Here is a 21,819-nt window from a genome sequence, read left to right on the forward strand (position 1 = left end):
GTCTCACGATCGCGCTGTGCCTGTGCTGATGATCAGTGAGTGCAGGTCACGGCATCTGACGATATTGCCCCCAGCGAGACGCTCATCCTGGGCGCGGCCATCCGATGTGGGATGGTGCCCTGATCGGGCTCATCTTCCTGGTCGTGGGTGCTCTGCCGGGCTGCCTCATCGGTGCCAGTCAACGGCGGCCTGGTGATGAACGGCCAGGGGATTCTGTCGCCTCGGTAATAGAGCCTGTCGGGCACCGAGCCCGAGCTCGTCGCCGAACGCAACTTACCGACAAGCCGGGCCCGGACGAGATCCGCGCAGGTGAGGTATAGCGCCGGTATGGCCGATAGTGCCCATCTGGCCGGCCTCCTATAAGCGTCCTTGTTCGGGGTGGACATGGGTGGTTGATATCAGTTAGAACGAATTGCTATCGTTGATAGCATCTAAAGTCAATCTGTACCAGTGATGGCGTTTGAGAGGGGATGATAGCGGATGAAGAATGTGACGATCCGGAAATTGAGTGACGAGGTACACCGCGCTATCCACCAACGCGCGGCCATGCACGGTCGCAGCATCGAAGCCGAAATGCGCGCGATCCTGACCGAGGCGGTACAGCCGCCCGAGCGGATCAAGCTCGGCACGCTGCTCGCGAGTGTTATCAGCGAAGAGAACCGGATCACCGAAGACGAACAGGCCGCGTATTTCGGCCGCGACAAGACGCCGGCCGAACCAACGGTGTTCGGCCAGTGATCATCCTGGACACCAACGTCATCAGCGAACCCACCACCAAGGCCCCGAACGAACGGGTCACGGGGTGGCTGGATGCTCAGGCAATCGAGACCTTGTACCTGTCGGCGGTCACCGTCGGCGAACTCCGATACGGCATCGCGGCGATGCCCGAAGGCCGCCGTCGCGACGAGTTCGCCGATTGGCTGGAGACCTACACCCTGCCTGCGTTCGCCGGGCGCATCCTGGCCTACGACCTGGACGCCACCGCGGAATACGCTCGCCTCATGTCGCGAGCCCGTGCCACCGGGTCGGCTATCGCCACCGCCGACGGCATGATCGCCGCCACGGCGGCCGCCGCGGGCTTCACCGTCGCCACCCGCGACACCTCGCCGTTCGAGGCCGCCGGAGTGCCCACAATCGACCCTTGGCAATAACGCCCGCAACGCTTTTCGCCGCCGCGGGCAAGCCTCGCGCGAGGGAGTTCGACGGCAACGCGGTACAGCCGGGCCGTGAGGCCATGGGGTGCCGGTGATATGCGGTGACGGCCTACGCTTCTGTCGGCAGTGGCGGGGGTTGCTGATCAGGGGCGATGGAGGGCGTCGAAAGTAATGGCGAGGGTGACCGGCGTATCCAGGACCAAGGCGGTGCGGTGGACTTTGTGGGGCATGTACCGTAATCCGGACCAGTCGAGGCGGTATTCCTCGATACGGTCGATGGTTTCCCAGGTCTTGTCGAAGTGGACGACTAAATAACCGGGAATACCGGTGCGCCCATACAGTCTGTGTTGCTCGGTGGTATCGGAATCGACCGTGCTTTTCGAAGCGACTTCGACAACCAGGGCGATATGGCGCGGACGGTGTTCACGTCGTAGGGTTCGCAGTCCCGGACGAAGATATCCGGGTAGCGGACATTGAGCCGGTGATCGGCCCGGTGATCGTCCGCGTCGGCGAAACGGACAGCGGTATCAGAACCTATCCGCAGACACGGGCCGGTGGGGTCGCGAGCGTCCTCCAGCGCGGCGGCAAGGCGGCGCACTACTCGACTGTGCGCATCGCTCTGTGCCATCAAGCGCACGGCGAGGCCGTCCACGATCTCGACATCGCCGAATGTGCCGCTGAGGTCATCCGGCTCGGCATCCAGGAACTCTTCAGGAGTGATCCGAGGCTGTGATGCTGTCACAGTCAGCTCCTCGTGGATTCAGCGGCTGTCCGCAGGGATCGACCTGCGGAAATGCTGATGGAAGACTACCAGCGGACCTGGATATCAGCTTGTCTCGGTGTACTGGCTGCGACCATGGCCTGCTGGGCACCCGCCGGAATGCCAGGTGCCGTGGCGGCGCGGTTTCATCAAATCGCCGCGATGGGCGCGACCGTCGAGGTTGCGGCCCCGGAAGACCATCGGTGCGGCGATAGCGGGACTGTATCCCCAGAGCTGACAAATTCGAACGGCAGCGTTGTCCGGCGGGAGTTCGAGAAAGACATGGACTACAGGTGTGTCCCGGTACGTGTTGCCTGTCTCTTGTACGCAAATCATGAAGCAGTGAAGGAGATTTCGGTAATGAAACGCTCCGGATATGCGATCATCCACACGATCGATCTGCACTTCGAACACAGATAGGGAAAACAATGAAATTCGCCAAAATCGCCGCAACGGCGTTGCTTTCCACTGCGGCCGTCGGCGTGATGGCCGGTACGGCACACGGTGAGGCGAATATGGTGCATCCGGTAGCCGGGAAAGTGGACGGAAATGTGGGGTACTCGATGGCGTGGTCGCCGGACCGCTCCAGCGCGACCACCACTCTGGCATCGGGGAATTTCGAAGTCACTCCGGATTCGGTCGAGGTTGTCGCGGCCGACGGTGAAGTGCTGGAACAGGTACCCCTGGTGTATCAGGTCGCGGGTCAGGAGGTCCGTCTCGATGCGCAGTTGGATGCGGCCGGAACCTCCCTGACCATCGACCGTCCCGCATCCGCCGCGAGCGGTGCGCCGGTGCCGGCTGCGCCGCTGAAGGATATCGCCAGTAACGAGACGCTCATCCTGGGCGCGGCCATCGGGTGTGGGATCGGTGCCCTGATCGGGCTCGTCCTTCTGATCGTGGGTGCCCTGCCCGGTTGCCTCGTCGGTGCCATCGTCAACGGCGGCCTGGTGATGAACGGCCAGGGGATTCTGCCGCCTCGGTAATCGAGCCTGCCTGGCGGTTCGTCTGAACCTAGCCCCGGCATCCGGTGCTGCTGAGCGCAGGCGTGTGGCATCGGCACCTCGATGAGAGAGATGCCCTCGTCGACCCGAGTCGGCGAGGGCATCACCAGGACTCGGGCTGTCAGATCACCGGAGCCGGCCTCGACGGCTTCGATGATGCGGGCGCACATGACGGCGTCCACCGAGCCGGCCTCGCCGCCCACGCCCAGTAAATAACCCGCCAGCAGGTATGCACGAGATAGTACATGTGCTAAACATGGTACATGTCGATGAAACGGACGAATGTCTATGCCGATGCCGACGACCTTGCCCTGATCAAAGAGGCAGCCAGGCGGCGTGGCCGTTCCGAGGCCGAGATCATCCGCGAGGGCATACACCTGGCGGCATTGTCGTATCGGGTCTGGGATGATCCGGACGAATGGCCGAAGGTCTCCGGTGGCGGCGAGCCGGCGACCAAAGAGGAGATTCGGCGGGCAGTGGCAGACGGTCAGTGCTAGTCGTCGCCGACACCTCCGGTTTGCTGGCGGCGTTCGACCGGGACTCTCCGGATTCCAGCGCTTGTGAAGAGGTGCTGCGTGAGGCCGGAACGGTTGTAGTGTCGCCCATGGTTCTGACCGAACTCGATCATTTGACTCGTCGCAGATTCGGGGGGCCTCAACGTGTCGTGGTGATGAACTTCGTGTTCTCCCAAGTCGACCGCATGCGCTTTCTTGTCCCCGACACCGGTCGTGATGTCCTCGGCGTAGCCAGAGAAGTACAGCAACGCTACGCCGGCCTCGATCTCGACCTGGCGGATGCGGTCAACGTGGCCCTCGCGGCCGAGTTCCGCACCACGGACATTCTCACACTCGACCGGCGTGACTTCCGTGCTATCCGGCCGCTCGTGGCCGCAGAAGCGTTCCGGTTACTTCCCGACGACCGTTGAAGCCCGACGCAGAGACATACGCGGAGAGCGCCACGACCGTCACGTACATCGCGTAACGACTGATGCCCTCGCCGACCAAGGGCCGGCGAGGGCATCAGCGGGACTTCGGCGGTGTACCCGGCCTACCGGGTACACCGCTAGATCAGATCACCGGAGCCGCGCCTCGATGGCTTCGATGATGCGGGGGCGGAGTTCGGCGGCGCGGATGATGGCGTCCACCGACCCGACCTCGACGGCGCGCTGGATGCTGTGCACCCCGTCGAATTCCGCGGCGACTTCACCGAGTTTCTCGGCGCGGACCGAGGAGCGGAGTTCGTCGAGTTCCGCGGTGAGGGCGGCGCGTTCGGTGCCGCCTGCGTTCGCCGCGCGCTGCTCCAGGTCGCGGACCCGGGCGTCGGTGGCGGTGCGTTTGCCCACCTCGCCCGCGAACACGACGGCCGCGGCGGGGGCGCCGCCGAGGACCGAGGCGAAGGAGCCTTCGATGGCCAGGACCGTCATATTCGGGTTCAGGGCCTTCGAGAACACCACGAACGCGCCGCCGTGGTAGCGGGAGATCACGCAGAACACGATCGGGCCGTCGAAATTGACGATGGCGCGGCCGATTTCGGCACCGTATTCGAGTTGCAGTTTGCGCATCGATTCCGGTGAACCGTCGAAGCCGGACAGGTTCGCGAGGACGACCAGCGGGCGGTTACCGCTGGCCGCGTTGATCGCCCGTGCGGCCTTCTTCGACGACTGCGGGAACAGGGTGCCCGCGGTGTAGGTGTCGGGGCCGTCGGTCGCCGGGAAGCCACGCCGCGGAATGTTCTGGGATTCGATACCCAGCAGGCATACCGGGATACCGCCCAGATGGACGTCCTGGACGACGGCGGTTTCGGCGTCGGCCATACCGGCCCAGCGTTCGAGCACATCGTGGTCCTGGTCGGACAGTGCGCGCATGACGGTCCGGATATCGAACGGCTTCTTGCGGTCGGGGTTGGCAGTGGTCGAGAAGATCTCGCCGACGGTGGTGAAACCGCTGTCCGCCAGCACATGCGGGAAGTCGGAGATATCGCGATCCGCCGGGTCGGTGGTGGTGGCCCGGCGCGGAGCCTGCTCACCGGGAGCGACGTAGGTGTGATCGTAATGCGACATCAGGACGCCGCGGGCGGCGGTGAGGTTCGGCGCCCAGTACTGCGCCTGGCCGTTGGGGCCCATCACCCGGTCGTAGCCGCCGATACCGAAGTTGTCCTCGGCGGAGACGCCGCCGGAGAAGTCCAGCGACTGTTTACCGGTGAGCACCATGGCCGAATCCGGGGTCATCACCAGGATGCCCTTGGTGTGCATGAGCATGGTGGCTTCGGCGTTCCAGTACGGCTGGGCGCCGACATTGATACCGGCGACCACGATGTTGATTTCGCGGCCGTCCTGGGTGAATTCGACGATGCGCTTGAGCGCCGCCGCCACCCAGTCCATGTTCTCGGTGCCGGAGCTCATCGAGATCCGGGCGCCGGAGGACAGCGCGTACCACTCGAGCGGAACCTGCATCCGGTCGGCCAGATCGAGCGCGCCGATGATCCGGCGGCATTCGGGTTCCGACAGCGCGCCCAGCGATTTCGTGGGATCGCCGAGCAGCACCACGCGGGTGATGCCCTCGGGGTACCGGTCGGTCGGGGTGGTCACCACACCGGCGACGATCGCGGCGGTGTTGCGGCCCTTCGGCCGGTCGACCGGGACCAGCGTGTGGTCGGCGTCGAGATCGTATTCGGTGAAATCGCCGAGCTGATCGGTCAATTCGTACGGGTACACCGCATTGCGGCCGGCGGCGCGCAGCACCTTCTGGCGGTACTCGTCCAGCGGCTCCACCGGTTCGTCCGAACGCTCACCGACGACGACCTGGGTGCCGCCGATCGCGTCGAAGGTGATCCGCAACGCGAGTTTGACCAGTTCACCGGTTTTCGGGTCGGGCTGGCGGGCGATGAGCAGGATTTCCTCCAACCCGGCGCCGACCGTGGTCGGGCGCACCCGCTCGACGATCTTCTCCAGCTCGCCGCGGGTGATATCGATGGTGGGCCAGATGTACATGACGATGCGGTTGGTCTGCAGCCGTTTGGCCGCCGGCCGCCCGGCCTGCGCCCGCCGGATCGAATCGAGGCAGGTGGCGATGGTGCTTTCGGCAGTCGGCAGGGTGACCAGCCGGCCGTCGTGGTCACGCAGCGCGGTGAGGTCGCGCACCTGGGCGAACGCGACGAGACGTTCGTCGGCGGGGTTCTCCTTGGCCACACACCGGAACAGGTACACCTCCTCGTTGTCCGAGGACGGCAACTGGGTGAGATCGAACTTGTGCAGCCGCTTCATCTGCATCCGCTGCGCGATATACGGGTGCAGTCCGCGGATGAGGTGTTCCTCGTCCAGGCCGGTGGCCGACGGGCGGAAGGTGAAGTGGTGGTGCATGACCGCGTTATCGCTGCCGGCGACGGTGGCGGTGATCCGATGCACCAGATTCGGCAGCGGCGCAGCGTTCAGCACCTCGTGCAGCGCCGCCGCCATACTCTCGAAGTCCTCGGGCTGGTTCTCCCAGGACAGGTAGATATCGGCTTCGATGGAGGCGGTACCGGTGGCCAGCTCGGCCAGCCCGCGGACGGTGTCGGCGAGGGAATCGAAGCTCACCGCGGCCGAGACCAGGTTCACGCCCTTACGTTCGGCGACGACGAAGGTGCAGTCGCCGGCCTGCCGGGTGCGGACATCGGTGAGGTCCTTGTTGCCGTAGTAGCGGCGGGTCAGCACCTCCAGCATCGCCGTATTGTCCGCGGAACCGCGCGACAGCCGCTGCCCCAGCAACCGCACCAGCGGTTCGGTGGCGCTCACCATCTGCGCGATCCGTTCGCCGCGGTCGGCCGCGTCCGGGTTGGCGTCGAGGTAGCTGAGGTTCTTGCGGGCGTCGGTGTAGACGCGGGCCCGGTTGCGGCGCAGCACCGGCTGGCCGTACCAGGCGAAGACCAGGCCGCGGGTGAGGTCGGCGATCACCGGGAACCGCACCTGGGTCGCGGCGACCAGCCGTTCCAGGGCGAGACCGACCGGTTCGCGCAGCACCCCGTCGGGCATCGGTTCGCGCAGCCATTCGCGCAGCAGGGTCGAGACGACCTCGACGGTATCGGCGGGGCGCTGCTGAGCGAGGAAAATCCGGAAGACCGCGGCCTCGAGGTCCGGGGTGCGGTCGAGCTCGGTGACGCCGTAATGACCGAGGGCCGCGGCGAGCTTCGCCCGATACGAATCCGGCAGCCCGGCGCGCTCGACATCGAGGCTCTGCAGATAGGTGTGGAAGTATTCGCGGGCGCTGTGGACATGGCTGCGGCCGCCGCCGTCGTCGTCGAACGACCGGTTGTGGCTGAGTTCGGCCAGGTCGGCGAACACCTGCATCAGCTCGAGTTCCTCGGCGAGCGGCCGGTGATTATCGGCGACGGCCGCGCGGCGTGCGGTGAGGTAATCGTCGAGGACGCGGCGATCGTCGTGCGGGTCGACATCGAATCCCAGCAGCAGGCTGCGCAGATCCTGCAGGCCGCGGGTCATCCGCTCGTGCGGCAGGACCTGGGCGGATTCGGCGGGCAGATCCAGCTCGACCGATACGGTGGCGGCGGTATCCGCGGCGGCATCGTCCTCGGCGAGCGGTTCCAGGCGCAGCAAGGGGGCACCCGTCTCCACCTGGGTGCCGACGGAGACACCGATTTCCTTCACCCGGCCGCGGAACGGCGCACGCAGCACCGTTTCCATCTTCATGCTCTCCAGCACCAGAACCGGGGCACCTGCCTCGACCTCGGCACCGGCCTCCAGCGGGGTCGCCACCACCAGCGCCGGGGCGGGTGAACGGACGACGCCGCCTTCGTCACGGCTGATGCGGTGGGTGACGCCGTCGATATCGACCAGGTGCACCGGCCCGTGCGTGCCGGTGATCAGGCGATACCGCACACCGTTGACCACGACCTGCCCGGTGTGCCGGTCGAAACGTTCGAGGTCGACATCGGCGGTGCGGGTATCGGCGCCTCCCTCGAGCCCGACCCGGAACCGGTGCGCACCGATCCGCGCGACCCGCACCCGGTAGCTCGCACCGCGCAACTTCAGGTCGAGGGGCCGGCCGCTGTCGTGCTGAACCTGGGGGCGGCCGCCGGCGGCGGTGGACAGCAGCCGATGCTGTTCGACCCGCTCTTCTTCTTCGTAGGCATCGATGGCGGCGGCGGCCAGGGCGACACTGGAGTGGCGGTGCGAGACCAGTCGGCCTTCGACGCGCACCCGGTCGATCCACCCGGTATCGGCGCTGGCGTCGATCACCTCGGGCTGATCCAGCAGGTCGAGGACGAAGCTCTTGTTGGTGGCGCCGCCCTCGATGATCACCCGGGTCTGCGCGACGGCGCGACGCAACCGGCCCAGCGCCTGGTCACGGTTGCTGCCGTAGGCGATGATCTTGGCGATCATGGAATCGAAATCGGCCGGGATGGTGTCGCCCTCACTGACGCCGGTATCGACGCGGATACCCGGACCGGCCGGCAGGTCGAGATGCGCGATGCGGCCGGGAGCGGGCGCGAAATCGCGGTCGGGATCCTCGGCATTGAGCCGGGCCTCGATGGCGTGACCGCGTTCGGCCGGCGGTTCACCCTCGAGCTTGCCACCGGAAGCGACATGCAACTGTGCCCGGACCAGATCGAAACCGGTGGTGTATTCGGTGATCGGGTGCTCGACCTGCAGCCGGGTGTTGACCTCCAGGAACGCGAACAGCTGCTCACCGGGGTGGTAGAGGAATTCGACGGTCGCCGCGCCGCGGTAATCGACCGCGATCGCGAGCCGTTCGGCGGAGGCCTTCAGTTCGGCCGTCTGCTCCGGGCTCAGCACCGGTGAGGCCGATTCCTCGATGATCTTCTGATTGCGCCGCTGTACCGAGCAGTCGCGCACACCGAGCGCCCACGCGGTGCCCTGGCCGTCCGCGATCACCTGGACCTCGACGTGCCGGGCCCCGGTGACCAGCCGTTCCAGGAACACCACGCCGCTGCCGAAGGCGCGCACGGCTTCCTGCCGGGTGCGTTCGTAGGCGTCGGCGAGTTCCGACTCGTTCGTGATGACGCGGATACCGCGGCCGCCGCCACCGGCGGTCGCCTTCAGCATCAGCGGGTAACCGATAGTGCTCGCCGCGGCGAGCGCATCGTCGAGCGATTCGACCGCGCCGCGGCTCCACGGCGCCACCGGCACGCCGACCTCCTCGGCGATCAGCTTCGCGCCGATCTTGTCGCCGAGTTTGCGCATGGCGTCCGGGCTGGGGCCGACGAAGGTCACGCCGATCTCTTCGCACAGCTCCGCGAACGCCGGATCCTCGGCGACGAAGCCCCAGCCGACCCAGGCGGCCTCCGCCTTCGTTGCCAGCAGTGCGTTGCGCAGGACCTTCAGGTCCAGGTACGGGCGTGCAGACGCCGGGCCGAGGTCGTAGGTCACATCGGCTTCCCGTACGAACGTCGCGTTCCGGTCGACGTCGGTGTACAGGGCGATCGTTTCGATGGGTTGCCCGGTTTCCGCGGACAGATCCCGGGCGGCGTGGATGAGCCGCATGGCGGACTCTCCACGGTTAACGATGGCGATGCGGTTGAACACTCGCCGACTCCTTCCTGCGCAAGCACGAGCCCGGTCGGGCGGGGTTGCGGGTTCCGTTTGGGTCAGTGTGCCTCGTCACGACGCGAAAATGCACAGCGTGTGGGAGCTACTCGCACGTATTTTTGCGGAGCCGGTCCGGTCGCGCTCGCCGGACACGGTTCAGCGGCCGCGTCAGGGCGGCCCTGGAGCCGGTTCCAACCTTGTAATAATTGCAATACTGAACCGGACAGGGGTCCGCGCTGTTACGTTCCTGGAGGTACGCAGAGCACAGCTTCACGCGGGTCGTGGAGGCGCAGAGAGATCGGTACAGCATGGCCGAGTTCGAACTGTCGTGTGGCCTGCCGCCGGGGCCCGATTTCGCCGACCTGGTGGTGCTGGCCGAATCGCTGGGATATTCGCGGGCGTGGGTGTTCGATTCGGCGCCGCTGTGGGCGGACCCGTTCGTGCACCTGGCACTCGCCGCGCAGCGGACCGATCGGATCGGGCTCGGCGCGGCAGTGCTCATTCCCCAGCAGCGGTCCGTCATGGCGACGGCGTCGGCGATCGCCACCGTGGCCCGGCTCTCCGGAAACCGGTTCCGCCCGTGCTTCGGCACCGGCTTCACCGCCCGTCTCGCGCTCGGGCAGCGGCCCATGTCGATCGACGCCCTCGGCGAGTATGCCGGGTCAGCATTTCATTCGGGTCGACTCGGTGCTGCCCACCAACGTCAACACCCCGATGTTCATGAACGAAGGAACGATGAAACTGTTCCGCCCGGATCTGGAGAATCCGGGCCCCGCGGATTTCGAACCGGTCGCGCAGTTCATGCACGTCCTTCCGGTGGGCTGGGTCGAACCCGTAGATATCAGTAACGCGGTGCTGTTCCTGGCCTCCGATGAAGCTCGCTACCTCACCGGGTTGCCGCTGCCCGTCGATGCCGGAAGTCTCCTGAAGTAGCGGAAGCGGCGCCCCGCCGACCTCGTGCTACCGGACGGCGGGTCCCGGGCTTTGACGCAATCGCGTCGGCTGCCCGGATCCCACGGGCGCAATCGCGGCCGGTTCGGTAGCGTTCTCGTCGAGCAGGAGACGAGACTGAATACGGGGTACGGAGTGCGAGCAGGGAATCCGGCTGCGCGGGGGCGGTGGCGAAAGTTCGGTGCGGTGGTCGCGGCGGTACTGCTGATGACCTGGTTCGGTGGGGCAGTGGTCGCCGCTGCGCCGGTCCGCGCTCCGGTGCTGCGGGCCCCGGCCGGTGGATACCAGGAGCTCATGGTGCCGTCCGGTATGGGGCCGATCGAGGTGCAGGTGCAATGGGCGGCCCGGGGCGGAAGTTCGGCGCTCTATGTGCTCGACGGCTTGCGGGCGCCGCAGGATCACAGTCAGTGGGTCAGCGATACCGATGTACTGAAACGGTTCGCCGGCGACGATGTGACGCTGGTGTTCCCGGTCGGCGGGCATTCCAGTTTCTACGCCGACTGGTATCGGCCGAGCAGCACCAACGGTCAGGCCGTCACGTACAAATGGGAAACCTTCCTCAGCGAGGAGCTCCCCGCATTCCTGGCGCGGTACGGGGTTTCGCGGACGAACAACGCCGTCGTCGGTGCCTCCATGGGTGGTGGGGCAGCGCTGACGCTGGCCGCGCACCATCGCGACCAGTTCCGGTTCGCGGGCTCCTTCTCCGGTTTCGTGAATCCGACCTTCCCGATGTGGAACGAGGCGGTACGCGCCGCGATGTGGGACGAGGGCCGCTTCGATGTGGACGATATGTGGGGGCCACCGGATGATCCCGCGTGGCGTCGGCACGATCCGACGGTGCAGGCCGAATTGTTGCGCGGCCTACCGATGTACGTTTCGGCCGGCAACGGCGTCCCCGGGCTTCCCGATGTGCCGTACGGCGCGGGGAACACCGTGAACGCGATGGGACTGGAGGCGATGGCCATGACCGCCGCCCGGATCTTCGCCGACCGGGTCGCGTCGCTGGGGATCCCCGCGCGGGTCGATATCGGCAACGGCACCCATACCTGGCCCTACTGGGAGCGGGCGATCGCCACCGCCCGCCCGATGATCCTGGACGCACTCGGCGCCCACTGACGAAGGGCCGCAGTTCAGGATTTGTCGGCGACTCGCCGCAGCGACCCGACCCGCTGAGCTGCGCAGCCGGTATCCTTCCGGTCTGCACACGCCATGTTGCCCGTGTGCGCTGCTCATCGGGCATGAGTGAGCCGGAGACCGGCGCGGAAGCCGGAGTACAGGCACCGCGTCCCTGTTTCCGGGCTCGACTCGCTGATGCCGGTCCGTTGCCGAGTTCCGTTGCTGTGCCCACTCGACTGGAGCGCGATGAACCGCAAGCATTCCCGTACCGCTGCAGCGATCACCTTGGCGTCGGTGGCTGCGGCCGCTGCCGTGCTCGCCACCCCGGCTCGGGCCGCCCCCGGCCAGGTCGGCGTCGGTGGGATGCACCTGGTCGCGTCGGTGGATTCGACGAATTCGGTGCCCGCCGGCGATATCGCGGCGGGTGTCCCGTTCAGCCACGCGACCAAGGTGTCCGGGAACTTCTCGGTCGCCCTGGACGGGACACCGGCGCTGCAGGGCGGCCGGATCGTGGTGGGATATCTGGTGGGTTGCGCGGTGGATGTCTCCGAGGGCATGTCGATTGCGATAGTCCCGGAAATCGGTGGCGGCGCATCGATCGCGCCCTATACCGAACTCGAGGTCGCCACCACCTTCGAGGAGGGCGCCGCACCTGTCGTCACGGTCGCGCCGCTCGTCGGCGTGGAGCCCAGTGTCGGAGTCGAATCGGCGCTCGCGGGTGAGGTAGGGGTCAATCTGGCGCCGGGTACGGTGGCGCCGGTCGTCGTCGGCGAAACCGAGCTGACTCCGGAGACGACCTTCCCGTTCACCTTCGCCCACGCCGACACCCCGTTGAATATCGACGGATGTCTCTCCCCGGCCTCTGCCATACCCTTCGTCACCGTCGACGCCCGCACTCCTGGTGGCGCCGCCCAAACCACCGGCTACGGAACCGCTTTCGAGTTTTGATCGGATCGATCGGTTCGCCGGCCCGGCGCGGACCGGCCTCGCTGCGTGCGGCCGGTCCGCTCGGGGTCAGGGGAGCGGCAGGCAGGTACTTCCGGCGCCGACGCCGTATCCGGTCACATCGACCTCGATGTATTTCGCGGAGGTGTACTGCCCCGGCGTGAACTGCTGTGCGGTGATGTTCTGGCGGCCCGTATGCTCGGGCGTCCACGCGAACGTCGCCGTCCCGTTCTCGGGGTGGTAGGTGGCCTGGCCGAGACGCACGCCACCGCCCGGTACTCCGCCCCCACTGTTGATGATCGTGACCTCGCCCGCCTCGGATGGTGGCGCATCGACCGCGGCCGTCACCGTATAACTGCAACCCACCCGCAGCCCTTCCGGTCCGGCCGCAACTTTCACGTCGGTGACCTCCGCGCCGGCTCCCGGCGCAGCCAGTACCGTCGCCAGACCGGCGATACCGAGAACCGCGGTGGAGTTGAACAGCCGGATGGATTTACGCATACATTGACCTTTCTCGTCATACGGTCGGATCCTTCGAGTGTGTCACGCGGCCGGAGGTGATCTCACCGCGGCGTTACCGCGAGATGATCGATTGAATGACGTAAATGCTTGGGGTCCAGCAACTTACATTCGAGTTGTGACGAAGCGGTGCTTCGTGAGCGCATAGAGGGTCACCAGCGGCTTCAACGGCATCCACTCCCCGAACCGATACTCCGCACCCCGGGTCAGGCGGTGCGCCAGATCCGGGCGCTGCTGCGCCAGATATCGGCGGGCTTTCTCGGCATGGACGGGCAGCGACACGATTTTGATCCGGTCCGCGTCCTCCAGGTACGGAATCGCGAACGCGACGTTCTGCCAGGTGCTGCGGCTCTTCTCTTCGAGTACCGGCTCGCCGCGGTACCCCCGGACATCGATTGCGTAATCGGCCATGAGCGCGGCCTCTGACCGAGGACGGTTTCGGAGCCACCGGTGGCGGTGGTTCCGGTGCACCTGCGGGAGGCGCGCCAGTTCGTCCACTCGCCCCAGAGCAGGAACAGCAGCGCGGCGGCGATGGCGACCCGAGTCCTTTTCCGCACCTGCCCAGTCAAGCACGTGTCACAGTTCGCCATTTATTGGACGCGTGTCCGTCTCCGCGCCTTCACCGACGGGCCCCCAGCGGCTCATCTGGTCGCGGCAAGCTCACGCGACTACCTGGCAGAGCTGAATGAGGACCTATGACGACGTCGAAGACGAGCCGAGTGGTGGCAGTGGCCGCCGCCGTCGCACTGTTGGCCGCCGCCTGCGCGAGCGACGAGCACGACGGAGCCGGTTCGTCCACCGCGTGGCGACTGCCGGATGCCGAGCGTTACCACCGGGCGGCCACGTATCCCGTGTACCTGAACCGCCCGGACGGGGAAGCTGCCGATACCGAGACGGTCGCGGAGATCTCGACGGTCACACCGGACGGCAATACCGTCATCTACACCGATGCCACCGCCAAACGCATCGGATTCCTGGATATCCGCAATCCGGCCCGGCCCGCCGGCCTGGGCACACTCTCCCTGTCCGAGCTGGGACATGCGGACGATCAGCCCACGTCGGTGGTCGCGCACGGCGAGTTCGTGCTGGTGGTGGTCGACACCACCGGTGGTGATCACGCGAAACCCTCGGGCCGCGTCGATATCGTGCGGGTCGCCGACCGTACTCGCGTGCACAGTATCGATCTCGGTGGGCAACCGGATTCGATCGCCATCGGCCCGGACGGCGCGTTCGCCGCGATCGCGATGGAGAATCAGCGCGACGAGGAATTCACCCCGGCCGGTGGCGAGGAAGGTGATCTGCCGCAGCCGCCGACCGGGTTCGTGCAACTGATCGATCTCACCGGTGCGCCGGACGCGTGGACAGCGCGGAAGGTCGATTTCGACACGGCGGCGGCGCGGGCCGCGGGCCTGGATACCCCCGAAGATCTCGAACCCGAATACGTGAGCATCAACTCCCGCGGCCAGGTCGCGGTGACCCTGCAGGAGAACAACGGTATCGCCGTGATCGACGGAACCACGGGCGAGGTGACCGCGATCTTCGATGCCGGATCGGTGGCCGTGGACGGTGTCGATACCGCGGAAGACGGTGTGCTGGACCAGACCGGATCGGTTCCCGAGGGTCCCCGCGAACCCGACGCGATCGGCTGGATCGGTGACGACCATCTGGCCACCGCCAACGAGGGGGACTGGAAGGGCGGCACCCGCGGCTGGTCGATCTTCGACGCCGCGACCGGTGCGGTGGTGTGGGACGCCGGTAATTCGTTCGAACAGCTCGCCGTGCAGACCGGCCTGCATACCGAAGGGCGTGCCGAAGCCAAGGGCCCGGAGCCGGAGGGACTCGCGATCACCGAGGTCGGCGGGCGGCCGGTCGCCTTGGTCGCCACGGAACGCAGCAATTTCGTCGCTGTGTACGACATCGGCGATGTCACCGCCCCGGAGTTTCTCCAGATCCTGCCGACCACCCCGGGCCCGGAAGGAATCGTGCCCGTCCCGCAGCGAGATCTGCTGGTAATCGCCTCGGAGAACGATGACGCCGAGGCCCGGGTTCGTGCCGCCGTGAACATCTACGGATTCGGCGACGCCTTCGCGGAAGGTGCGGGAACACCGGCGTTCCCGTCGATCGTCGCCGCCGAGGCCGACGGCACCCCGATCGGATGGGGTGCGCTGAGCGCGTTGTCCGCCGACCCCGCCGATGCGCACCGGCTGTTCACCGCAACCGATATCGCCTACGGTCCGGCGCGGATACTCGGTGTGGATATCACGGATTCGCCCGCGGTTATCGACCGTGAGCTGGCGATCACCGAGAACGGAGCGCCGGTCGCACTCGATATCGAAGGGTTGTCGGCTCGGCCCGACGGCGGGTTCGTATTGGCTGTCGAGGGGGAAGAGGGCTCCGGAAACGAGCTGGTCACCGTTGCCGCGGACGGCGGTATCGAGCAACGGGTCGCGTTACCTGCCGATATCGCGGCCGGGCTGGGCGGTCAGGGACTCGAAGGTGTCGCGGTCGACGGTGACGCGATCTGGATGGTGTTGCAGCGCGAACTCGAGGGTGATCCGGAGGGGGTCGCCCGGATCGGTCGGTACACACCGGCGAGCGGTGAGTGGGAATGGTTCGGCTACCGGCTGGAGAAGACCGACGTCGACGGTGATTGGCTCGGGCTCTCCGAAATCGCTGTGCACGACGGCGGATTGTTGGTGCTCGAACGCGATAAGTTGAACGGCCGCGACGCGGCTCTGAAAGCGATCTACCGCGTCGATATCCCGGCCGGCGGCGGTGTGGCAGCGGCCGGCGAAGTCCCGGAGGTGCTGCCGAAGACGCTGGTGCGTGATTTGCTGCCGGATCTGCAGGCCACCAACGGGTTCGTCCAGGAAAAGGTCGAGGGTCTCACTGTCGGCGGTAACGGGAATCTGTACGTGGTCACCGATAACGACGGGCTCGACGACGCCAACGGAGAAACCGTGTTCCTCGATCTCGGACCTGCCGACGCGCTCGGGAATTGATACCGGGCACCGGATCGGTGGCCACATCGAGATGGGTTGTGCTGTAGCGGGAGTTCTGGGAGGCCAGGGCACGCTGCCGCGGCGACTCCTGCCCGCCCCCTCGATTCACTCGAGCGGCCGGCTGCTGTCGACGTGGATTACCGGCTCACGGTGACAGGCGCTGAGTGTTTGCGCCTGTCACCGGCCGGTCGTGGTCCGACCGGCCGGACACGACCCACCACGGTGCAGCCGAGGTCAGACAAGGGGTTTGCCCAGCTCGCGGCGCCTTCTCATATCCGCGAGATGCCGGTTCAGGGGGTACAGCCGCCACTGTTCGGGGCCGGCCGCCGTGACCAACCCGATGGCGCGCAAGACCAGTTCGAAGGCTCGCTGCCGCCGCGGGCCCCAGTCCAGGCCCAGTTCGTCGCGGAAACGTTGCGGGAGGAATCCGGTGGTGAAGAACCTGTTGACGCGGCGGAAGGCCAGCCGTTCGAACCGGCCGTAGGGTCCCAGATCGACGACTTGGCCGAGCAGGTAGTTCTTGACCTCGTCGTCGAGGGAGATCTCCGCGCTTTTGCGGTCCCAGTATTCGGCGAACGCGGCGCGGTCGGCGGGCCACATCTCCGGGCGCATCTGCAGAGTGGTGCCGAAGCGGGCCGATTCACGGTAGAGCTCGTCGGCGTCCTCGTCGTCCGGCGGGCCGAAGAGGTAGGTCACCGAATCGACGACGCCCTTGTAGATGCAGGCCGCGACCCATAATTGGAGTTCTGGGTCGAACGCGTTGTACTTCACCGGACTGCCGGGTTGTGAGCGCACCTGGCGGTGGGACGTATTGGTTGCGGCGCGATAGGCCTCGCGTTCCTCGTCGGTGCCGAGCATGGCGACGGCGAGGTAGGTCAGCGTGGTGCGCCCGCGTTTGCGCGGGTGGAGATCGAAACGGCCGCTGTCGACCGTGCTCTCGACCACTCCGCGGCCGACCGGGGCCAGGCTCAGCTGCATGATGACATTCGCCGGACCGCCGAGCAGTGCGCCCGGGCCGGCCATGTTTCTGCGGCGTGATTCCGCATCGGGTTGCGGTGTGTGCGACTCCGTCGACGCTGGGCGCGGCATCTCGACCCCCTGAATGAGTGAGAGAATTGCTATTGAATTCTCTCATAGCTGTGGGGGGTGATTCAACGGCCGCGGCTGCTTTCCACGTCCCACCGCCGATAGCTCGGTCGACTTGGGGACGACGGCGCGAAATCCCGGGTCCCGAGCCGCGCTGTTCGCTCCCTGGCTGCGACGTCCGGTCCCTGGCCGGTGCTCACCCAGCTCCGGCCTTCGAACTGGGCTCACTGACCTTCACGCTGACATGCCGATATCGACCCGACCCTGCCGCCGCGCCGAATCGGCCGGGCCGAGCACGCGCACTGGCGCCGTGAGCTGGAGGTGATGCGGTGTGTGGCCGGGGAAGTGGTGAGCTGCGGCTCTGGCGCGGCCGGTGAACGTCCGGCGTCGCGGCCGACCGGTACTGGGTTATCGGTGCAGGTCGATACGATCGGCCCATGTCTGCGTCTCCTGCCCGGGTCCGGGCGCTCACTGCGCGTTCGGCGATCCTGAGTGTTCTGCTCGGATCGCATCCGGCGCAGGCACCGGCCGGCTGGATCGTCCGCGTCGGTGCGGGGCTGGGGTTGCAGGAATCCGCGGTACGGGCCGCGCTGACCCGGATGGTCGCCGCCGGTGATCTCGAACGCGAGGCCGACGCGACCTACCGGCTTTCCGAACGGCTGGCCGAGCGTCAGCGGCGGCAGGACCGGGCGATCTCCCCGGACCTCCGCGCATGGCAGGGTGGCTGGATCCTCGCGGTCGTGACCGTCGGCGCCACCGATTCCACCGACCGCGCCGCGTTCCGGGAAACCTTGCGGCTGGCCCGGTTCGGGGAACTCCGCGAAGGCGTCTGGTGCCGCCCGGACAATATCGCCGCCGACCTTCCGGAAGTAGCACGGCAGCGGGTGGACCTGTTCACCGGGCGGCCGGAGGAACCGGCCGTCGCACTGGCCGGCCGCCTGTTCGCACCGGAGCTGTGGGCCCATCGCGCCCGCGAACTACTCGCGGCTCTCGACGACGCCGAGACCATCGGGGACCGTTTCGAAGTCGCGGCAGCGGTCGTACGTCATCTCCTGGACGATCCGGTGTTACCGCCGGAACTGCTGCCGGAGGATTGGCCCGGCGCGGTGATCCGTGCGCGCTACGAAGTGTTCCGCACCGAGTTCCAGGCCTTCGCCGATGGGCTCATGGAAGAGAACCCGGTCAGGCCGCAATGAGATAGGTCTGCGGTGGATCGTTATCGCCGGTAGTTCTGCTGTCGGCGGGGTTCCTCCGTTGTGGCGGGCGTGCTACCTGATCAGGTCGGCTGATTCGGATCAGCCGACGGCGCCCTCGGGCCGCCGCGGCAGGTCAGCAAGGGTCGCGGCAGCGAAAACGCGATACGGCGGTGCGTTTCGAATCCGAGGTCATGCGGCCGCGGTGTGTCGCCGCAAAACAGCGGATGGTGGTACCAGCCGGAGGCCCGTCCGCCGGCATGCGAAACGGGGTACGACGGGTTGGGCCGGGCACGACGGACTCCGGGCCGTGGGCCCACCGCAGCCCGAAAATGGCTCGCGCCGAGGCTCAGCCGACCTTCGGTGTCAGCCGTTCGATGATCGCGCCGGTGTCCAGGCCGACCGGCAGGGTGCCGAAGACGTCGCCGCGGTCGCGCCCGAGGCGGGACCGGGTGAAGCCTTCGGCGACAGCGGGATGCCCGTAGCGGACCAGCAGGGAACCCTGCAGGACCAGCGCCATATCGCCGACGATCCGGCGGGCGCGGTGCGGCAGGGTCTCGAGGTCGGTGAACTCGGCTTCCAGCCGGCCGATGGCGCTATCGAGCGCGGAATCGGCGCCGGTGGCCAGTTTGACCTCGTCGAGGAACGCGGTGAGGGTCGCCGGCTGTTTGGCGAGCGCGCGCAGGACGTCCAGCGCGGCGACATTGCCCGAACCCTCCCATACCGACATCAGCGGTGCCTCCCGGTACAGGCGCGGCATCCGTGACTCCTCGACATAACCGTTGCCGCCCAGGCATTCCAGGGCTTCGGCGGCGTGGATGGGCCCGCGTTTGCAGACGTAGTACTTGCTCACCGCGAGACTGATACGGCGCAGCAGGTCAGCAGCCTCGTCGCCGGTGGTGGCGCGGTCGGTGAGTTCGGCCAGCCACAGGGCGGCCGTGGTCGCGCCCTCGGCTTCGATCGCCAGGTCGGCCAGGACATTGCGCATGAGTGGCTGGTCCACCAGGTTCGCGCCGAACGCGCGGCGATGCTGGGCGTGGTGGATCGCTGTGATGGTTCCGGTACGCATGCCGGTGGCCGAGGCGAGGGTGCAGTCGAGGCGGGTCAGGTTGACCATCTCGATGATCGTGGGCACGCCGCGGCCCTCGTCACCGACCAGCCAGCCGATGGTGTCGTCGTATTCGACCTCACTGCTGGCATTGGAGTGATTGCCCAGCTTGTCCTTCAGGCGCTGCAGGTGGAAGGGGTTGCGGGTGCCGTCGGGCAGTACGCGGGGCACGAAGAAACAGGACAACCCGCCGGGTGCCTGAGCCAGTGCGAGGAAGAAATCCGACATCGGCGCGGAGGTGAACCATTTGTGCCCGGTGATCCGGTAGGTGCCGTCCGGCTGCGGGACCGCGGTGGAGGTGTTGGCCCGGACATCGGAACCGCCCTGTTTTTCGGTCATAGACATCCCCGCGATGAGACCGGGTTTGTCGGCGAGCGGGCGCAGAACGGGGTCGTAGTCCCGGCTGGTCAGCAGCGGCTCGTACCGGGCCGATAGTTCGGTGTTCGCGCGCAGGGCGGGGACGACGGCGTAGGTCATCGAGATCGGGCAGCCGTGCCCCGCGTCGACCTGCGACCACACGCTCGTCTTCGCCGCCCGCACCAGATGCGGTACAGGCCGGGTATCGGCCCAGGGTGCGCCGTGCAGGCCGAAGCGGACCGCGTGCCGCATCAGTTCGTGATAGCTGGGGTCGTAGCGAACCTCGTCGATGCGGTGGCCGTAGCGATCGTGCGTTTGCAGGAGCGGCTGATGTTCCTCGGCGAGATCGCCGAGTTCCTGGGCGTGGGCGCTACCGGCCAGCCGGCCTATCTCGTGCAGTTCGTCGAGGGCGTGGCCGGCGCCGCCGCGTTCGAGGGCCTCGAGAATGACGGGCACCTCGGCGGCGTCGTAATCGACCAGCGGGGGGACCTGGTTGGTCACGGTGTGGGTGGGCACGACTTCTCCTTCGCGTACGACGAACCAGGGCGGTGCGGATACGAGCACATCGTCGTTCATTACGATTCTGAAGCGCACGATGGAATTTTGCAATACCCGATCCCTCGACTCGGGGCCGGATACTTCCGGTTGCGGCTTGAGTATGCCCTTACGGCACAGGTTCCACTGGAGGCATCGCACAGTCCGCACAGTCGGGAGGACGCAACAATGATCGACCACAAAGACCTTCGCGCGGCAGCCGAGCCCACGGACCCCGCGGCCGACGCCGACGGGCCTGCCGTGCCGCCGACATTGCTCGACCAGATGGGCGGGCCCATGGGGTTCGTCTACTCGACCGTCCCGGTAGTCGTCTTCGTCGCAGCGAACGCGGTCCTGCCACTGGCGGCGACGGTCGGTGTTTCGGTCGCGGTCGCGATCGCGCTGACCGGGTTCCGGCTGTGGCGCGGAGAGCGGTTCTCCTCGGCGCTCGGCGGGCTGCTCGGCCTCGCGGCCGCCGTGGGGATCGTGCTGTGGACCGGGTCGGCGAAGGATTTCTTCGTTATCGGGATCTGGGCCGCGCTGGCCGGTTTCGTCGTCGCGTTCGCCTCATTGCTGGTCCGCCGTCCGCTGACCGGTGTCATCTGGAATGCCGTCCACGGCGGTAAGCACGCCTGGCGCGACGACAAGGTCGCGCTGCGGACGCACGATATCGCCACCGCGGCCGCGGCACTGGTCTTCGGCGCCCGGTTCGTGGTGAAGGAATGGCTGTATCTCACCGATTCCACGACCTGGCTCGCCGTCGCGAAGGTCGCCATGGGCACGCCGTTGACCGTCCTGGCCGCGCTCGTCGTCGTCTGGGCGTTCCGGCGCACCACGAAACGTTTCATCGCACAGCCCTGATCCCCCCGGTCAGGCGGTGTCGAGCCATCCGGTGTCGATATCACCCGATCGGTCGGCACAGGCCGCGGCGGCGGTTTGCAGGATCAGCGCCGCGGCGGCCGCGCCCGGGTCCAGTACGCCCCGCGCCACCTCGCCCACATAGCTGGCGCGGCCGCGCTTGGCGACCAGGGATGCGGTACCGGCCGCGCCCTGCACCGCGGCGTCTGCGGTGGCGTCGAGCGCTTCACCGGGATCGCTGCCCGCCGCGACGCGGGCGGCGAGGGTTTCGGCCGCCGGGGCCAAGGCGTCGACCATCGTCTTGTGTCCGACCTCGGCATTCCCGTACCGCTGCACCGTGGCGAGCCCGGCGCTCAAGCCGCCGGAGAAGTCCGCCAGGCTGGGCTCCGAATCGCTTGTGCACCGGGCGAGTTCGCGGAAGAACATTCCGAACAGTGGTCCGCTCGTCCCGCCGGTGCCGAGGAAGCCCCGGGACACCGCGGTGAGCCACGCCCCGTAGGAGACGGGTGGTTCGGTATCGATATTCGTGCGCGCCCGGCGCAGGGCAGCGGCGATATTGGCGCCGAAATCGCCGTCACCGGCGCGGCGATCCAGATCCGCGAGGGCTTCGGTGCGGTCGAGGAAGGCCGCGAACATCGTGTTCACCCAGCGTTCGCCGAATCCGGCGGGCAATGTGGTGTCGTTCATGGGCGGG

Annotated in this window: 19 protein-coding genes and 2 pseudogenes; 14 read left to right on the forward strand and 7 right to left on the reverse strand. The window is 67.1% G+C overall.

The genetic code is table 11. The annotated features are described in order from the left end of the window. Positions 1–480: 480 nt before the first annotated feature. A complete protein-coding gene (locus ON22_RS38670) occupies positions 481–738 on the forward strand; it encodes a FitA-like ribbon-helix-helix domain-containing protein (RefSeq protein WP_033244813.1) in 258 nt (85 codons plus the stop codon). Further along, on the forward strand, positions 735–1,151 hold the full coding sequence (locus tag ON22_RS31715) for a type II toxin-antitoxin system VapC family toxin (RefSeq protein ID WP_033244814.1): 417 nt from the start codon (positions 735–737) through the stop codon (positions 1,149–1,151). Before ON22_RS38670 ends, ON22_RS31715 begins: the two co-directional genes overlap by 4 nt. A 146-nt stretch (positions 1,152–1,297) precedes the next feature. On the opposite strand, the gene ON22_RS38455 is transcribed toward ON22_RS31715, so the two are convergent. Continuing rightward, positions 1,298–1,597 (reverse strand): Uma2 family endonuclease, encoded by a 300-nt coding sequence (locus ON22_RS38455; protein ID WP_308417358.1) that lies wholly within the window; start codon positions 1,595–1,597, stop codon positions 1,298–1,300. A 38-nt stretch (positions 1,598–1,635) separates the two neighbouring features. Between ON22_RS38455 and ON22_RS38280 the strand changes: the two genes are divergently transcribed. The 5 genes from ON22_RS38280 to ON22_RS31740 all read left to right on the forward strand — a co-directional run bounded on the left by ON22_RS38280 (position 1,636) and on the right by ON22_RS31740 (position 3,840). Beyond that, the gene (locus ON22_RS38280; RefSeq protein WP_033244815.1) at positions 1,636–1,887 is read left to right on the forward strand and encodes a hypothetical protein; all 252 of its coding nucleotides are present in this window, start codon (positions 1,636–1,638) and stop codon (positions 1,885–1,887) included. 66 nt (positions 1,888–1,953) lie between these two features. Beyond that, positions 1,954–2,334, forward strand: a complete 381-nt coding sequence (locus ON22_RS31725) for a hypothetical protein (RefSeq protein ID WP_156052320.1) — start codon at positions 1,954–1,956, stop codon at positions 2,332–2,334. Between the two features lie 8 nt (positions 2,335–2,342). After that, positions 2,343–2,897 (forward strand): DUF8020 domain-containing protein, encoded by a 555-nt coding sequence (locus ON22_RS31730; protein ID WP_033244817.1) that lies wholly within the window; start codon positions 2,343–2,345, stop codon positions 2,895–2,897. A gap of 281 nt (positions 2,898–3,178) precedes the next feature. Further along, the gene (locus ON22_RS31735) at positions 3,179–3,412 is read left to right on the forward strand and encodes a ribbon-helix-helix domain-containing protein (protein WP_033244818.1); all 234 of its coding nucleotides are present in this window, start codon (positions 3,179–3,181) and stop codon (positions 3,410–3,412) included. Next, the gene (locus ON22_RS31740) at positions 3,334–3,840 is read left to right on the forward strand and encodes a PIN domain-containing protein (RefSeq protein WP_231508622.1); all 507 of its coding nucleotides are present in this window, start codon (positions 3,334–3,336) and stop codon (positions 3,838–3,840) included. The genes ON22_RS31735 and ON22_RS31740 overlap by 79 nt, the downstream gene beginning before the upstream one ends. 147 nt (positions 3,841–3,987) lie before the next feature. Here the strand turns inward: ON22_RS31740 and ON22_RS31745 are convergent, their stop codons facing one another. Continuing rightward, on the reverse strand, positions 3,988–9,453 hold the full coding sequence (locus ON22_RS31745; RefSeq protein ID WP_033244820.1) for an ATP-binding protein: 5,466 nt from the start codon (positions 9,451–9,453) through the stop codon (positions 3,988–3,990). A 311-nt stretch (positions 9,454–9,764) separates the two neighbouring features. Between ON22_RS31745 and ON22_RS37045 the strand changes: the two are divergent. From ON22_RS37045 to ON22_RS31765, 4 genes and pseudogenes are all read left to right on the forward strand, one after another. Next, positions 9,765–10,043 (forward strand): annotated as a pseudogene (locus ON22_RS37045) (LLM class flavin-dependent oxidoreductase); the annotation flags it as partial. A gap of 73 nt (positions 10,044–10,116) precedes the next feature. Further along, a pseudogene (locus ON22_RS37050) lies at positions 10,117–10,389 on the forward strand (SDR family oxidoreductase); the annotation flags it as partial. Between the two features lie 153 nt (positions 10,390–10,542). Continuing rightward, positions 10,543–11,523: an alpha/beta hydrolase gene (locus tag ON22_RS31760; protein WP_373280902.1), complete on the forward strand. Its 981-nt coding sequence runs from the start codon at positions 10,543–10,545 to the stop codon at positions 11,521–11,523. Positions 11,524–11,769: 246 nt separating this feature from the next. Further along, the gene (locus ON22_RS31765) at positions 11,770–12,471 is read left to right on the forward strand and encodes an MspA family porin (protein ID WP_033244823.1); all 702 of its coding nucleotides are present in this window, start codon (positions 11,770–11,772) and stop codon (positions 12,469–12,471) included. Positions 12,472–12,537: 66 nt separating this feature from the next. Here ON22_RS31765 and ON22_RS31770 read toward each other — a convergent pair whose 3' ends face one another. Further along, positions 12,538–12,969 carry a hypothetical protein gene (locus ON22_RS31770; RefSeq protein WP_033244824.1) on the reverse strand — a complete coding sequence of 144 codons (432 nt, stop codon included), beginning with the start codon at positions 12,967–12,969 and terminating at the stop codon, positions 12,538–12,540. A 123-nt stretch (positions 12,970–13,092) separates the two neighbouring features. After that, positions 13,093–13,398: an ElyC/SanA/YdcF family protein gene (locus ON22_RS37715; RefSeq protein ID WP_051158341.1), complete on the reverse strand. Its 306-nt coding sequence runs from the start codon at positions 13,396–13,398 to the stop codon at positions 13,093–13,095. Between the two features lie 284 nt (positions 13,399–13,682). Here ON22_RS37715 and ON22_RS31785 point away from each other — a divergent pair, with 284 nt between their 5' ends. Then, on the forward strand, positions 13,683–15,989 hold the full coding sequence (locus ON22_RS31785) for an esterase-like activity of phytase family protein (protein WP_033244826.1): 2,307 nt from the start codon (positions 13,683–13,685) through the stop codon (positions 15,987–15,989). 234 nt (positions 15,990–16,223) lie between these two features. Here the strand turns inward: ON22_RS31785 and ON22_RS31790 are convergent, their stop codons facing one another. Then, on the reverse strand, positions 16,224–17,012 hold the full coding sequence (locus ON22_RS31790; RefSeq protein ID WP_231508623.1) for an oxygenase MpaB family protein: 789 nt from the start codon (positions 17,010–17,012) through the stop codon (positions 16,224–16,226). Positions 17,013–17,512: 500 nt separating this feature from the next. Between ON22_RS31790 and ON22_RS31795 the strand changes: the two genes are divergently transcribed. After that, positions 17,513–18,271: a PaaX family transcriptional regulator C-terminal domain-containing protein gene (locus ON22_RS31795; RefSeq protein WP_033244828.1), complete on the forward strand. Its 759-nt coding sequence runs from the start codon at positions 17,513–17,515 to the stop codon at positions 18,269–18,271. Between the two features lie 346 nt (positions 18,272–18,617). Here ON22_RS31795 and ON22_RS31800 read toward each other — a convergent pair whose 3' ends face one another. Further along, positions 18,618–20,249 (reverse strand): acyl-CoA dehydrogenase family protein, encoded by a 1,632-nt coding sequence (locus ON22_RS31800; RefSeq protein ID WP_033245308.1) that lies wholly within the window; start codon positions 20,247–20,249, stop codon positions 18,618–18,620. A 207-nt stretch (positions 20,250–20,456) separates the two neighbouring features. Here ON22_RS31800 and ON22_RS31805 point away from each other — a divergent pair, with 207 nt between their 5' ends. Continuing rightward, positions 20,457–21,128 (forward strand): DUF3159 domain-containing protein, encoded by a 672-nt coding sequence (locus tag ON22_RS31805; protein ID WP_081595980.1) that lies wholly within the window; start codon positions 20,457–20,459, stop codon positions 21,126–21,128. A gap of 9 nt (positions 21,129–21,137) precedes the next feature. Here the strand turns inward: ON22_RS31805 and dhaL are convergent, their stop codons facing one another. Then, complete coding sequence (dhaL, locus tag ON22_RS38285; RefSeq protein ID WP_051158343.1) at positions 21,138–21,812, reverse strand: dihydroxyacetone kinase subunit DhaL; 675 nt, start codon at positions 21,810–21,812, stop codon at positions 21,138–21,140. Positions 21,813–21,819 lie beyond the last annotated feature (7 nt).

It is taken from the genome of Nocardia carnea NBRC 14403 (assembly GCF_000308515.1).
Classification (GTDB): domain Bacteria; phylum Actinomycetota; class Actinomycetes; order Mycobacteriales; family Mycobacteriaceae; genus Nocardia; species Nocardia carnea.